This is a genomic window from Plantibacter elymi (nom. nud.), assembly GCF_900177795.1.
In the GTDB taxonomy this organism is placed as follows: domain Bacteria; phylum Actinomycetota; class Actinomycetes; order Actinomycetales; family Microbacteriaceae; genus Plantibacter; species Plantibacter elymi.
The window spans coordinates 212,318-227,119 of record NZ_FXWJ01000003.1; the positions used below are offsets into that span (position 1 = coordinate 212,318).

The 14,802-nt window shown below is 71.7% G+C and carries 10 protein-coding genes; 6 read left to right on the forward strand and 4 right to left on the reverse strand.

Annotated elements, in window-relative coordinates; translation table 11 throughout:
- Positions 1 to 3: 3 nt before the first annotated feature.
- Together CCK91_RS10495 and CCK91_RS10500 are read right to left on the reverse strand one after the other, a co-directional pair.
- Positions 4 to 1,338: a M1 family metallopeptidase gene (locus CCK91_RS10495; protein WP_086473970.1), complete on the reverse strand. Its 1,335-nt coding sequence runs from the start codon at positions 1,336 to 1,338 to the stop codon at positions 4 to 6.
- Positions 1,338 to 5,342 carry a Pls/PosA family non-ribosomal peptide synthetase gene (locus CCK91_RS10500; protein ID WP_086473971.1) on the reverse strand — a complete coding sequence of 1,335 codons (4,005 nt, stop codon included), beginning with the start codon at positions 5,340 to 5,342 and terminating at the stop codon, positions 1,338 to 1,340. Before CCK91_RS10500 ends, CCK91_RS10495 begins: the two co-directional genes overlap by 1 nt.
- Positions 5,343 to 5,501: 159 nt before the next feature.
- On the opposite strand from CCK91_RS10500, the gene CCK91_RS10505 reads away from it, so the two are divergent.
- On the forward strand, positions 5,502 to 6,845 hold the full coding sequence (locus tag CCK91_RS10505; RefSeq protein WP_369821890.1) for an aminotransferase class III-fold pyridoxal phosphate-dependent enzyme: 1,344 nt from the start codon (positions 5,502 to 5,504) through the stop codon (positions 6,843 to 6,845).
- A 230-nt stretch (positions 6,846 to 7,075) separates the two neighbouring features.
- Here CCK91_RS10505 and CCK91_RS10510 read toward each other — a convergent pair whose 3' ends face one another.
- Together CCK91_RS10510 and CCK91_RS10515 are read right to left on the reverse strand one after the other, a co-directional pair.
- Entirely contained in the window at positions 7,076 to 7,906 is an 831-nt protein-coding gene (locus CCK91_RS10510) for a DUF3097 domain-containing protein (protein WP_071262446.1), read from the reverse strand.
- Between the two features lie 183 nt (positions 7,907 to 8,089).
- Entirely contained in the window at positions 8,090 to 8,836 is a 747-nt protein-coding gene (locus tag CCK91_RS10515) for a gamma-glutamyl-gamma-aminobutyrate hydrolase family protein (protein WP_086473973.1), read from the reverse strand.
- Positions 8,837 to 9,113: 277 nt separating this feature from the next.
- On the opposite strand from CCK91_RS10515, the gene CCK91_RS10520 reads away from it, so the two are divergent.
- The 5 genes from CCK91_RS10520 to CCK91_RS10540 all read left to right on the forward strand — a co-directional run bounded on the left by CCK91_RS10520 (position 9,114) and on the right by CCK91_RS10540 (position 14,794).
- Positions 9,114 to 11,186, forward strand: a complete 2,073-nt coding sequence (locus tag CCK91_RS10520) for a TPM domain-containing protein (RefSeq protein ID WP_086473974.1) — start codon at positions 9,114 to 9,116, stop codon at positions 11,184 to 11,186.
- 75 nt (positions 11,187 to 11,261) lie between these two features.
- On the forward strand, positions 11,262 to 12,035 hold the full coding sequence (locus CCK91_RS10525; RefSeq protein ID WP_085513287.1) for a PspA/IM30 family protein: 774 nt from the start codon (positions 11,262 to 11,264) through the stop codon (positions 12,033 to 12,035).
- Positions 12,036 to 12,114: 79 nt separating this feature from the next.
- Positions 12,115 to 12,975 carry an arginase family protein gene (locus CCK91_RS10530; protein ID WP_086473975.1) on the forward strand — a complete coding sequence of 287 codons (861 nt, stop codon included), beginning with the start codon at positions 12,115 to 12,117 and terminating at the stop codon, positions 12,973 to 12,975.
- A complete protein-coding gene (locus CCK91_RS10535; RefSeq protein ID WP_086473976.1) occupies positions 12,972 to 14,387 on the forward strand; it encodes a dihydrolipoyl dehydrogenase family protein in 1,416 nt (471 codons plus the stop codon). The genes CCK91_RS10530 and CCK91_RS10535 overlap by 4 nt, the downstream gene beginning before the upstream one ends.
- Positions 14,384 to 14,794, forward strand: coding sequence for a hypothetical protein (locus tag CCK91_RS10540; protein ID WP_064295281.1), 411 nt, complete (start codon positions 14,384 to 14,386; stop codon positions 14,792 to 14,794). Before CCK91_RS10535 ends, CCK91_RS10540 begins: the two co-directional genes overlap by 4 nt.
- The last annotated feature ends 8 nt before the right edge of the window (positions 14,795 to 14,802 follow it).

Consider the following 14,802-nt stretch of genomic DNA (forward strand, 5'->3'; position numbering starts at 1 on the left):
GGTTCAGCCCACGGGGAACGGCGGGAGCGCCTCCTGGAAGAGCCACGCGTCGAGGAGCGGCTCGACCGGTGCCGGTGCATGTCGATCGGCCGTCCGGATGAAGTCGTCCGTCGACACGCTCGAGTGCCGGAAGGACGCCACCCAGTCACGCAGGAGGTCGAAGAACGCCTCGTCGCCGAGCAGTCGGCGCACGGCGTGCAGGGCGATCGCGCCCCGCTTGTAGACCTGGTCGTCGAACATGTCCGCGGGGCCCGGGTCGCCGACGACGAGGTCCTGCGGCGCCCGTCGGAGCGCCGCGTAGTGTGCCCGGGCACAGGCGTCGGCGGTCTCGGCCCCCGATTCCTCCGACCACAGCCACTCGGCGTAGCAGGCGAAGCCCTCGTGCAACCAGATGTCGCGCCAGGCGGCGATCGTCAGGCTGTTCCCGAACCACTGGTGGGCGAGCTCGTGCGCGATCAACCGCTCCGAACCACTGACGCCGTCGACGTGGTTGCGGCCGAACACGCTCATCCCCTGCGCCTCGAGGGGGATCTCCAGCACGTCGTCGGTGACGACGACGCCGTAGCTGCCGAAGGGGTAGGGGCCGAAGGCGCGCTCGAAGCACGCCAGCATGTCGACCTGGTCGGCGAAGTCGTGTCGGAACCGCGCGGTGAGGTCGCGCGGCAGGTGCGCGACGACCGGCACCGTGGTCGTCGCGACCCGAGCGCTGACGGCGAGCCGCTGGTAGCGGCCGATCTGCACCGTCGCGAGGTAGGCGGCCATCGGTTCAGGCTGCTCGTAGACCCACGTGGTCCGGCTCGCGCGCGCGACCCGCGACACCAATTCCCCGGGGGCGACGACCGTGTACGCCGACGACGCCGTGACACTGATCCGATAGGAGGACTTGTCCGAGGGGTGGTCGTTGCAGGGGAACCAACTGGAAGCGCCGCACGGCTGGGACGCCACGATGACGCCGTCCTCGAGTTCCTCCCAGCCGATCTCGCCCCAGGGGCTGCGCACGGGACGGGGCGCACCCGAGTACCGGACGAGCACGGAGAACTCGGCGCCGTCTGCGATGGTGTTCCGGGGCGTCAGTGTGAGCTTGCCCGAGCCGTGCGTCCGCTTCGCCTCGACCCCGTCGACCTGGACACGGGTGACGCGCAACGCCGCGAGGTCGAGCGAGAACCGCGTGAGCTCCTCCGTCGCGACGGCGGTGAGTCGAGCCGTCCCGGACAGGGCGTTGCGGTCGACGTCGTAGTCGAGCTCCAGCTCATACCGGACGACGCGGTAGCCACGATTCCCGCTGGAGGGCGTGTAGGAGTCGCCTGCGCTCCGCAGACGGGCGAGAGCCTCCCCCATCAGGACGCGACCTGGGGCTCCCGGTACTCCGCCGTCGTCACCTCGCGCCACGGGCCGATCGGGTTGCCGCTCCACCGGGTGCCCGCCGGGACGCGTTCTCCGCGCATGACGAGCGAGGCCGGTCCGACCGTCGCGTCGTCGTCGATCCGCGCTCCGGGGAGGATGACGCTGTGCGGCCCGAGCGTGGCGCCCGATGCGAGTTCGACCTGATCCATACTCATGATTCGATCATGGAACAGGTGCGTTTGCACAACGCAGCCCCGGTTGACCGTCGCGCCGTCGCCGAGTCGGACGAGGTCGGCCTCCGGCAGCCAATAGCTCTCGCACCAGACCCCACGACCGATCCGGGCACCGAGCGAGCGCAACCACCAGGTGAGGGCGGGGGTGCCGGTGGCGGGTGCCGCGAACCAGGGCGCCGCGACCATCTCGACGAAGGTGTCGGACACCTCGTTGCGCCAGATGAACGAGGACCAGAGCGGGTGCTCCCCCGTGCGGATCGGGCCGACGATGACCCACTTGGCGACGGTCGTGATCCCCGCCGCGACCGCGCCGGCGGCCAGGAGCACGGCACCGCTGACGGCGATCGCGACGCCGAGACCCCAGGTGTCGGCGAACCAGGCGAGCGTGAGGAGCACCAGGAGCGCGATGCCGGACGTGACCATGACGGGGACGATGCGGCAGAGCTCCCACAGCGCACGGGCGATCCGGAGCCGGAGCGGCGGGTCGTAGGTGCGGTCGAGATCGGCGTCGGACACCTGCCGCCGGAGTCGCATCGGCGGGCTCCCGAGCCAGGACGAGCCGGACTTGGCCTTCCGCGGCGCGGCCGACAGCACGGCGACGAGCCCGTTCTTCGGAACGTGCATGCCGGGGCCCGCCATGCCCGAGTTGCCGAGGAAGGCGCGCTTGCCGACGGACGCGCCGGCGATCCGCATCCACCCGCCGCCGAGCTCGTAGGAGGCCACCATCGTGTCGTCCGCGAGGAAGGCGCCGTCGCCGACGGTCGTCATCCGCGGGAGGAGGAGGACCGTCGACGCCTCCACGTTGCGCCCGACCTTCGCCCCGAGCAGGCGGAGCCAGACGGGCGTGAAGAGGCTCGCGTAGAGCGGGAAGAGGAGGGTGCGCGCGGCGTCCAGGAGCCGTTCCGTGGCCCAGACCTGCCAACCGACCCGACTGCGCACCGGGAAGTAGCCCTCGCTGAGACCGAGTCCGAGCAGCCGGACCAGGCCGATCGTGCTGATCGCCAGGACGACGAACCATACGAGGGTGGCGACGGGCACCCAGAGGAGCGCGCGCCAGGAGAACTCGAGCAGGCTGGTCGCACCCGAGGCACCGGCCGCCACGACCGCCGCCGCCAGCACGAAGGCGAGGAACGGCAGCACCGACAGCAGTGCCGATCCCGCGCCGTACGCGAGCAGCCAGCGTCGACGCCGCGGGGGTCGTTCGGTCGGCCAGACCGGTTTCGCCTTGCCGACGCGGACGGCAGGCGACCCCGACCACAGGTGTCCGGAGGGGACGCGGCCGAAGACGGACGATCCTGGAGCGATCTCCGCGCGCTTCCCGATCCGGGTGCCGGCGAGCAGGGTGCTGCGAGCGCCGACCGTGCTCTCCGCGCCGATGTGGACGTGGCCGAGCCGGAGCGTGTCGCCGTCGACCCAGTAGCCGCGGAGGTCGACCTCGGGCTCGATCGACGCACGCGCCCCGACGGTGAGGAACCCGGTGACCGGCGGCACGCTGTGGAGGTCTGCGTCGGCACCGATCTTCGCGCCGAGCGCCCTGGCGTAGCTCGAGATCCAGGGGGCTCCGGCGAGACTCACCGCGCCGACCGTGTCGGCGACGCGTTCGGCGAGCCAGAGTCGCACATGGACCGAGCCACCACGCGGGTAGTCGCCCGGGCGGACGCCGACGAGGAGGAGCTTCGCCGCGATCACGGAGATCGCCATGCGTCCGATCGGGGTGATGACCACGAGGAACCCGAGGGCGATCCACCACCAGGAGACCATGGGGAGGTACGGGACGTCCGCGACGAGACCGAGGACCCGGCTGCCGGCGAGCAGGTACACGAGCCACCGGAGTCCGACGAGGATGAGGAGCGGGACACCCAGGAGGGTCTGCGCCCACTGGGTCGCGAGCGGCGTCGGGAGCACGGGGTCCGCGACGGCCGCCCGGCTGCGGCGCTCGGGGCGTCGGCCGTCGAGTTCGGCGGCCATCGCGCCGAGTCGGGGGTGGCCGTAGATGTCAGCGACCGTGAACTCGGCGTCTCGGGTGCGGATGAGCGAGACGAGCTGCGCGGCCGCCAGGCTCCCGCCGCCGAGGCTGAAGAAGTTGTCACTCTCGGCCGTGACCCGGACACCGAGGACGGCGGTCCACTGCTCGGCGAGCCACGCGGCGGTGCCCGACAGGGTCGAGGCGTCCTCCCCGTCGGCGGCGTCGAGCGGCCACGGCAGCGCGGCCCGGTCGACCTTGCCGGAGGTGCGGGTGGGCAGCTCTCCGACGACCGCGAGGAGCGGGACGAGCGGTGCCGGGAGCTGCTCACGGAGGGTGCCGAGCGCCCGCTCGACGGAGAACCCGTCGCGGTCGGGCACCGCGAGGTACCCCACGAGGACGGCGTTCCCGGCGGCGGTGCGCTGGACGGCTGCTGCCGCACCCGAGACGCCCGGCAGCGCCTGCAAGGCGGCCTCGATCTCCCCGAGTTCCACGCGCCGACCGCCGATCTTCACCTGGTCGTCCGCGCGCCCCTGGAACACGAGTCCTGCGGCCTCGTAGCGGACGAGGTCGCCGCTCCGATACGCCCGCGACCACCCGATGCTCGGCATGGGCGCATACCGTTCGGCGTCCTTGGTGGGGTCGAGATACCGGGCGAGTCCGACGCCGCCGATGATGAGCTCGCCGACGCCGCCCTCCTCGACCGGGACGCCCTCGGCGTCGACCACGGCGAGGTCCCAGCCGTCGAGCGGCAGTCCGATGCGCACGGGCTGCTCGCCGGTCAACAGCGCGGCGCAGGCGACGACGGTGGCCTCGGTGGGTCCGTAGGTGTTCCAGACCTCGCGGCCGTCCACGGCCAGCCGGGCGGCGAGCTCCGGCGGGCAGGCCTCGCCGCCGAAGATGAGCATGCGGATGTTCTCGAGGGATTCGGCGGGCCACATCGCCGCCAGCGTGGGCACCGTCGAGACCACGGTGATGCCCTTCGCGGTGAGCCAGGGGCCGAGGTCCATGCCGCTGCGGACGAGCGAGCGCGGCGCCGGGACCAGGCACGCGCCGTGTCCCCAGGCGAGCCACATCTCCTCGCAGGACGCGTCGAAGGCGACGGACAGGCCGGCCAGCACACGATCACCGGGGCCGAGGGGTTCCGCCTGGAGGAAGATCCTCGCCTCGGCGTCGACGAACGCGGCGGCGGAGCGGTGCGAGACGGCGACGCCCTTGGGCGTGCCCGTCGAGCCGGAGGTGAAGATGATCCAGGAGTCGTCGTCGAGTCGCGGTGGTTCGAGGACCGGGATCGCCCGGGTGCCCGGGTGGGGCGCCGCGCCCGTCGCGAGCTGCACCCGCTCGGGGTCTGCACCGTCATCGGCCGGGTCCTCCGTTCCGCGGCGCGCGCGCTCGAAGACACCGCCGTCGACCAGGACGCCGACGACGGCCGCCTCGCCGAACACGAGTCGTGCCCGCTCCTCCGGGTCGTCGGCGTCGACGGGGACGTAGGCCGCTCCGGTGAACAGGATCCCGAGGATCCCGAGGTAGAGGTCGCGGGTGCCCGAGGCGATCCGGACACCGACCCGGTCACCGCGGCGGACCCCGGCGGCGAACAGCCCGGCCGCGACCCGCTCGGCACTGAGGACGAGCTCGCGGTAGCTGAGCGCCCCCTCCGCATCCTCGATCGCCGAGGCCTCGGGGTGCGACGCGGCGACGTCACGGAGGACCTCGAGAAGGGTGCGTTCGGCCGGTGCGCGCACGCCGCCGAGCAGCGCGGGCTGCCGCTCGATGAGGAGGGCGGTGCTGGTGTCGGCGTCCATACGCGATCCCCTGTCGTCCGGCTGTTCAGCGCCGCCAACGGTAGGCAGCGCGCATGGACGGTTGGTGAACACCAGTCAACCGCCAGATGTCGTGGAACCGTCGGCGACGCTCCGTCGGCCCCCGGCATCCTCGGAGGACGCGCGCCTACCATGGCCTGCATGACCATCGACTACTCCGTGCCCCAGGAACGCCAGCTCGTGACCGCCATCCCCGGCCCCCGATCGCTCGCCCTCACGGAACGGCGCCGCCGGGCGGTGTCGCGCGGTGCCGGCAACCTCGCGCCGGTGTGGATGGACCACGGCTCCGGCGGCATCCTCGTGGACGTCGACGGCAACCACATCATCGACCTCGGAACGGGCATCGGCGTGACGACCATCGGGCACGCCAACCCCGATGTCGCCGCAGCAGCGGCCGAGCAGGCGACGAAGCTCACACACACGCTCTTCACGGTGACGCCGTACGAGAACTACCTGCGGGTCGCGGAGAAGCTGTCCGAGATCACACCGGGCGATTTCGAGAAGCGCTCGATCCTCCTGAACTCCGGTGCCGAGGCCGTCGAGAACGCGGTGAAGATCGCGAAGAAGTACACCGGCCGTCGCGCGATCGTCGCCCTCGACCACGCCTTCCACGGACGCACGAACCTGACGATGGCGATGACCTACCGGCCGTCGCCCGAGCGCCTCGGGTTCGGCCCGTTCCCGGGTGAGATCTACAGCGTCCCGCTCTCCTACCCCTTCCGCGACGGACTCGACGGACCGGAGGCGGCCGAGGTGACGATCGACTACATCGAGCGGCACATCGGAGCCAGCGAGGTCGCCGCGTTCTTCGCCGAACCGGTCCTCGGCGACGGCGGCATCGTCATCCCCGCGCCCGGCTACTTCGCCCGAATCAGCGAGTGGTGCACCGAGAACGGGATCGTGTTCGTCGCCGACGAGATCCAGGCCGGCATCGGACGCACGGGTGCCTGGTACTCGATCGAGCACCACGGTGTCGTGCCCGATCTCATCACGAGCGCCAAGGGCATCGCCGGGGGCTTCCCGCTGTCGGCCGTGACCGGGCGTGCCGAGATCATGGACGCCGTCCAGCCCGGTGGGATCGGCGGCACCTTCGGCGGCAACCCGGTGTCCACGGCGGCCGCGCTCGCGACGTTCGAGGTCATCGAGCGGGAGGACCTGCTGGGCGAGGCCCGTCGGGTGGAGGCGACCCTGCGATCGCTCATGGGTGACTGGGCCGAGCGCTTCGACATCGTCGGCGAGGTCCGGATCATCGGTGCGATGGCCGGCGTCGAGTTGGTCGTCCCCGGCACGAAGCAGCCGCACCCCACGGCACTGCAGACCGTCATCGACGCGGCGATCGCCCAGGGCGTGCTCGTGCTCGACGCCGGCTCCTGGGACTCGGTGCTGCGACTCCTCCCGAGCGCGGTCATGTCCGACGAGCTCCTCCGCGACGCGGTGTCCGTCCTCGAGGAGGCCCTGGGTCAGGTCGCCAGCGCGGTGCGCTGACGCGAGCGCGGGTCTCTGCGCACGGAACCCTTCGGCCAGCGCGGTGCGCTGACGCGAGCGCGGGTCTCTGCGCGCTGGGGCCTTCCGCCAACGCGGTGCGCTCACGCGAACCCGCCCGAATCGGCGCGGGCGCGGCCCGCGCGCGTGAGCGCGGGTCTCCAGAGGGGCGCGCTCGCGGCTGTGCCCCGCGGTGACGTCAGCGCACCGCGCTGGCGCAACCGAAGAACGGCTCAGTCGACGGTGACGAAGTCGATGAGCTGCTCGACGCGACCGAGGAGCTCCGGCTCGAGGTCGTTGAAGGTCCGGACCTGACCGAGGATGCGCTTCCAGGCACGGGCGATGTCGGCCTGCGAGTCGTGCGGCCAGCCGAACGCCTGGCAGATGCCCTTCTTCCACTCGATGGATCGAGGGATGGTCGGCCACTCGCGCAAGCCGACCCTGGCGGGCTTCACGGCCTGCCAGACGTCGACGTACGGGTGCCCGACGATGAGGACGTTCCGGCCGTTCGGTCCGGCCATGACGGCGTCGGCGATGCGCTGCTCCTTCGAGCCGGGGACCAGATGGTCGACGAGGACGCCGACACGACGGTCGGGGCCCGGCCGGAACTCGGCGAGCGCGGCGTCGAGGTGGTCGACGCCCGCGAGGTATTCGACGACGACGCCCTCCACGCGGAGGTCGTCGCCCCAGACCCGCTCGACGAGTTCCGCGTCGTGGCGGCCCTCGACGAAGATCCGGCTCGCGCGAGCCACCCGAGCGGTCGTCTCCACCGCGAAGGAGCCGGAGGCGGTGCGCGCCCGCCCGGTCGGTGCGCGCTTCGGCACGACGAGGACGACGGGCTCACCCTCGAGGAGGAACCCAGCCCCCATGGGGAACACGCGCCGCTTGCCGCGGTAGTCCTCGAGCTCGACCGTCTTCGCCTCGACGCGCGTGATCGCGCCGCAGAAGCCGCCCAGTTCCTCGACCACGAGGTCGGTCACCGCCTCGACTTCGCGGGCCACCACGCGGTTCTTCTTCCGCCAGTCCCCCGCGAGGACGTCCTGACCGTACCTGTCTTCGAACACCCGTCAACGCTAACCAACCCTCCGACCTTTCTCAGGACGGCCTCGGCGTGGCGCGGCCGACACGCCGCAATCCGGGCTCGACACGCCGACGCCGTCCTGAGTCGGGGACAGGTCGAGCGGTGGTCGCTGCAGCGGGAGGGTCTCCAGGCAGGGGAGGCCGCCCGGTGCGGAGACACGCCCCGACTAGGCTGCGGCGCGCTCGGCCTCACGGGCGAGACCGCCGAGCAGGAGCCCGAGCTGGTCGTCCACGGTGCCCGGGTCCTCCGGGTGCCACTGCACGCCGGTGATCGGCAGGGTGCGGTGCTCGATCGCCTCGACGGTGCCGTCGGAGGCCCAGGCGACGGCGCGGAGGCCTTCGCCGAGTTCACCGACCGACTGGTGGTGGGCGCTCTGCACCTGGAGGTGACGGGCGCCGAGTCGGAACGCGAGGGCACTCGAGGGGTCGAGCTCGACCTCGTGCGGGGTCATGCTCTCATCGACCGGGACACCCTCGTTACGGTGGGCGCTGTGCTCACCGAGGTCCTGCACGAGCGTCCCACCGAGGGCGACGTTGATGATCTGGTGACCGCGGCAGATCCCGAGCAGCGGTGTGCCCCGCTCGGCGGCGCGGCGGGCGACCGCGAGCTGGGCGCGGTCGGCCCCGGGGAAGTGCTGGCCTTCGGCACGGTAGCCGGTGGTGCCGCCGTACTGGGCGGGATCGATGTCGGCTCCGCCCATGATGACGACGGCGGAGGCCCCGTCGGTCGAGGCGAGGAGCGCATCGGTGCCGAGGTCGTGCGCGGCCAACCGGGTCACGCGCCAGCCGGCCCGTTCGGCGGCGGCGATGGTCCGTCCGACGAGGATCTGCACGTACTCGTGGTACGCCTGGTCGTCCTCACGGAACCGGGTGACCTCGACGAGCGCCAGCATGGGTGAGACGTGTCCTTGCATGATGCTCCTTCCAGGGGTTCCGTGACGTGACTCCACCAGTCTCGCCGGGCGGATGCCCTCGCGCGAGCGGCCACGTCACGGTCGGTAACAGAGTGCGTCACGGTCGGTGACAGCGTCACGGTCGGTGTCGGCGAAGCCCCGCCACCGTCGTATAGCACAGCTCCGGTTCGGTGCAGTCGCTGAGAGCCCGCTGTAGAGATGTCGAGGGCCCGGACCTAGACTCGGAACCGAGCCGCGGGGTGGGGCTCCAAGGTCCGAACGAGTGACGAGGTGGCCGATGCGGGTTCGCTGGGCGGTATCGATCTGGGCGTTCTGCGTGGCCGTGCTCCTCGGAGCAGGAGCCACCGCCGCCTGGGCGGAGAGCCCGGTGCAGCTCGGGGCCGGCCGCGTCTCCGACAGCGCGGGCGTCCTCAGCAGCGGCGAGGTCACCGAGGTCACGACGGCCGTCGACGATCTGGCCGCGGATCACGGCGTCGACCTCTGGGTGGTCTACGTGCCGACCTTCACCGACCCGGGTGACGCCGAGTCCTGGGCGAACCAGACCGCGAAGGACAACAACCTCGGACCGAACCAGTACCTGCTGGCCGTGGCGACCGAGGACCGCGCCTACTACCTCTCCGGCGACTCCAGCGGACCGGTGAGCGGCGATCAGCTGACCGAGATCGAGCAGCAGCGCGTCCTGCCGCAGCTGCGTGACGAGAACTGGGCCGGGGCGGGCGTCGCTGCCGCCGAAGGCCTGGGTGCCGCCGTCGGCGGCGGGTCGATCGGAGGCACCGGTGGCGGCTCAGGGGGCTCGGCCGGGTGGCTGACCATCCTGCTGATCGTGGTCGTGGCCGTCGTGGCCGTCGTCCTCCTGGTCGTCTTCCTCCGTCGACGCCGCGCTGCGAACGGCGACGGCGCGGTGACCGTGGGCCGGCAGGGGGCCCCGGTCGACCCGCTGACCACCGCCCCGATCCCCGAGCTCGAACGACTCGCCGGCAGTGCGCTCGTCCAGACCGACGACGCCGTCCGGACGAGCGAGGAGGAGCTCGGCTTCGCGACCGCCTCCTACGGCGAACCGGCCACGGCGGCGTTCACCGCCGCGCTCGCCGGAGCGAAGGACGACCTCTCGCAGGCCTTCGCACTCAAGCAGCGGCTCGACGACGCCGAGCCGGACACGGAGCAGCAACAACGCGACTGGAACCTCCAGATCATCCGGCTCTGCGAGCACGCGAACCACGTGCTCGACGAACAGGCCGCCTCATTCGACGAGCTCCGCGCGCTCGAGAAGAACGCACCCGCCGCGGTCGAGGAGCTGCGAGCCAGGGCGGCTGCGGCCGGACCGACGGTGGCGGCCGCGCAAGACGCGGTGCACGCCCTGCAGACGCGCTACAGCCCCGACGCGCTCATCACCGTGATCGACAACCCGGCGCAAGCGACCGAGCGACTCGCCTTCGCCACCGCGGCGATCTCCGACGCAGCTGCACGGCTCACCGCCGGAGACTCGGGCGAGGCTGCCGTCGGCATCCGAGCCGCTGAGGAAGCGCTCGACCAGGCCACTCAGCTCACCGGGGCCGTGAAGCGGCTGCAGGCCGACCTGACGACCGCCGAGCAGCACCTCGCCGCCCGTCTGGCCGAGTTGGACGGAGACGTCGCCGCGGCTGGCGGCCAACCGGACCCGACCGGCACCCTCGCCGCGGCGGTCGCGAGCACCACCGCGACGGTCTCCCAGGTGCGCGGCGCGCTCGGCGCACCGAACAACCCGATCGCCCTCCTCGCCCGCTTGGACGCGGCGAACACGCAGATCGACGGCGCGCTCCAAGGGGTGCGCACCGCGGCGGAGCAGCGACAACGCGCCGCAGCCGCCCTCGGGCAGACCCTGCAGACGGCGGGCGCGCAGGTGTCGGCTGCAGAGGACTTCATCGTCTCGCGGCGCGGAGCCGTCGGCCCGGAGGCCCGGACGCGCCTCGCCGAGGCCGGCCGCACCCTCGTGCAGGCCCAGGGCCTCGCTGCCACCGACCCGACGCAGGCGCTCTCCCTCGCCCAGCGTGCGAACTCGCTCGCGAGTCAGGCGGTGCAGCTCGCCCAGGCCGACCTCGGGCAGTTCCAGAGCCGGTCGGCGGGCGGACTCGACGGCATGTTCGGTGGCGGCCAGGGTCAGCAGGGTGGCAACGGGATGCTCGGTGCCGTCCTCGGCGGCATCCTGATCAACTCCGTCCTCGGCGGCGGCGGGTCTCGTTCCGGTGGCGGCATGTTCGGCGGCGGAGGATCGAGCGGCGGCATGTTCGGCGGCGGCTCCGGTCGCTCACGCAGCGCCGGCAGCTTCGGCGGCGGCGGCACCCGTTCCCGACGCGGCGGCGGCCGCTTCTGACCCGCGACACCGGCCCACATCCTCACGAGACACCGACCGACACGACCCAGCAGGACACGAGAGAGGAACCACACCATGGCAGAGAAGCAGTCCATCTTCGGACGCATCGCCCAGCTGACCAAGGCCAACATCAACGCGCTGCTCGACTCCGCCGAGGACCCGCAGAAGATGCTCGACCAGATGGTCCGGGACTACACGAACTCGATCGCCGACGCCGAGAGCGCGATCGCCGAGACGATCGGCAACCTCCGGCTCCTCGAGCAGGACCACCAGCAGGACGTGGAGGCGGCCTCCGAGTGGGGCACCAAGGCGCTGGCCGCGAGTCGCAAGGCCGACGAATACCGCCAGGCTGGCAACGCCGCGGACGCCGACAAGTTCGACAACCTCGCGAAGATCGCGCTCCAGCGCCAGATCGGCGCCGAGAACGAGGCCAAGCAGGCCGAGCCGCAGCTGGCGTCGCAGACGAAGGTCGTCGAGCAGCTGAAGAACGGCCTCAACGGCATGAAGACGAAGCTCGAGCAGCTGAAGACGAAGCGCAGCGAGCTCGTCGCCCGGGCCAAGACCGCCGAGGCCCAGCGCAAGGTCGCGGACGCGGTCGGCAGCATCGACATCATGGATCCGACGAGCGACCTCAGCCGCTACGAGGACAAGATCCGTCGCGAGGAGGCGAAGGTGCTCGGCCAGCAGGAGCTCGCCGCATCGAGTCTCGACGCGCAGTTCAACGACCTCGAGGACCTCGGCGAGCTGACCGAGGTCGAGGCCCGCCTCGCCGCGCTGAAGGGCGGCGGTTCCACGTCACCCGCGATCGAGTCCTCCGGCCCCGAGTACACGCCGAACGCCGGCCAGTAGTGCCGATCCGACGGACCCTCGGGACCTCCCGAGGGCCCGTCACCCTCGCCCCCTCGCACCATCTCCAGGAAGGCACCGCATGACGAAGTTCGTCGTCGTCCCCCAGTGGCAGGGCTCCGGCTCGTCCAGGGCCATGCAGTTGATCGATGGAGCCGAGGCGATCCGTGGCGACCTGCCGATGGCGGCCACGACACTCGTCCACGTGCCGACCGAGGCCGGCGAGGCACTCGACACCGACATCCGGCGCGCCAGTTCCCTCGTGACGACCGCGGAACTCCAACGTCAGGCGCTCGTCGGGATCGACGAGCCCGTCATCACCATCGGTGGGGACTGCGGCGTCGAACTCGCGTCGGTCGGTGAGGCCCTCCGACGCGACCCCGGCATCGCCGTCGTCTGGTTCGACGCCCACGGCGACCTCAACACCCCGCTCAGCTCGCCGTCCGGGTCGTTCAGCGGCATGGTCGCCCGGGCACTGACCGGCGAAGGCGCCGCGATGCTGCTGCCCGAGGCCCCACTCGATCCCGCCCGGCTCGTCCTCGTGGGGGTGCGCGACCTCGACGACGGTGAACTCGCCCACATCGAGGAGCGCGGCATCCCCATGGTCTCCTCGGTGATGACGAGCGCCGCCGAGGTGATCGCGGCCGTCGAGGCGACAGGCGCCGACCGCGTCTACCTGCACGTGGACGTCGACGTCCTCGACCCCGCCGTCATCGCAGGCGTCAGCTCGGCCGTCCCCTTCGGTCTCGAACTCGGCACCCTGCTCGACTGCATCACCGCCCTCCGCGCCCGGTTCGGCTTCGCCGGGGCCGGGGTCACGGGCTTCTCCCCCGGTTCCCCCGACGCCGCAGCCGACGACCTCGGCACCATCCTCCGCATCATCGGCGCGATCAGTCGCGAACCGAAACCCGACAGCACCAACCCGACAGGAGTCACCCCATGAGCCGTACCGTCGATCTCGTCGTCATCGGAGCCGGACCCGTCGGCGAGAACGTCGCCGACTACGCCCACCAGAGCGGTCTGAGCGTCGTCATCGTCGAGAGCGAACTGGTCGGCGGTGAGTGTTCCTACTGGGCCTGCATGCCGTCCAAGGCCCTCATCCGCTCGGGCGCCGCCCTGCGTGCCGCCAAGCGCATGGGTGGAGCCATCCCCGAGGACACCGCGCTCGACCCGCTCAAGGTCCTCGCGCGACGGGACTCGTTCACGAGTGACTGGTCGGACGACGGCCAGGTCGAGTGGCTCGAGGGCGCCGGCATCGAGCTGGTGCGTGGGCACGGTCGGCTGACCGGCGAGCGCGAGGTCACCGTGACGGCCGCCGACGGCTCGACGACCGTGCTCACGGCGACGCACGCCGTCGCGGTCTGCACCGGATCCGCCGCGCTCCTGCCCGACATCGCGGGGCTCACGTCTGTGGAGCCATGGACGAGCCGCGAGGCCACGAGCGTCCAGACCCTGCCGGCGTCCGTCGCCTTCCTCGGTGGCGGCGTCGTCGCCGTCGAGCTCGCGACGGCCTACCGCTCACTCGGGGTCGATGTCACGCTCGTCGCCCGCAGTGGCCTGCTCGGCAACACCGAACCGTTCGCCGGCGAACTCGTCGAGTCCTCCCTGCGTGAGCTCGGCGTGACGATCGTGCACGCCTCCCCCACCGCCGTCTCCCGGGCCGCCGACGGTGCCGTCACGCTCGAGTTCGACGATCGGGACGCGGTGACGACGGCGGAACTCGTCGTGGCCACCGGCCGGACGCCACGGACGGACGACCTCGGGCTCGAGACCGTCGGCCTGGAACCCGGTGCTTGGATCGAGGTCGACGATCAGCTCCTCGCTCACGGCAGCGACTGGCTGTACGCCGTCGGCGACGTCAACCACCGGGCACTCCTGACGCACCAGGGCAAGTACCAGGCACGTGCCGCGGGTGCGGTCATCGCGGCACGGGCGAACGGCGAGGACGTCGACACTAGCCCGTGGAGCGACCACGCGGCGACCGCCGACCACCGTGCCGTGCCGCAGGTCGTCTTCTCCGAGCCCGAGGTCGCAGCCGTCGGACTCACGGCCGCGCAGGCCGAGGCGGCGGGGATCGACCACCGGGTGGTCGACTACGACCTCGGTGGCATCGCGGGCTCGAGCCTCCACGCCGACGGCTACACCGGGCAGGCGAGGATGGTCGTCGACGAGGAGCGCGGCGTGATCATCGGGATGACCTTCGTGGGTCAGGACGTCGCCGAACTCGTCCACGCCGCGACGATCGCCGTCGTGGGCGAGGTGCCGCTGCACCGCCTCTGGCACGCGGTGCCGTCCTACCCGACGATGAGCGAGATCTGGCTGCGACTCCTCGAGACCTACCGGAGCGGTGCGTGACCCGTCCCGGCGACGTCGATGAGCCGCGGAGCCGTCGTTCCGGCGGTCCGTGGCTCGACTCACCCCTGAGCCGGATCGGGTACTGGTACGCCACGCTCACCGGTCTCGTCTGGGGCGCACTCTGGAGCACCGGTCCGGTCGAGCGGCGGGGCGGGATGATCGTCTTCCGAGGGATGCCGTCGTGGACGTTCGGCCGAGGTGGCTCATGCGTCGGCGGGGTGTACCTCACCGACCGCAACGTGTCGACCCGAGTGCTCGAACACGAGGCGGTGCACAAGCGGCAGTGGCAGCGCTACGGCATGCTCTTCCCGCTCATGTATGCGATCGCCGGTCGTGATCCGCTCCGGAACCGGTTCGAGATCGAAGCCGGTCTCGAAGCGGGAGGCTACCTGCCGAAGCGCCGCTGACGAGCGTC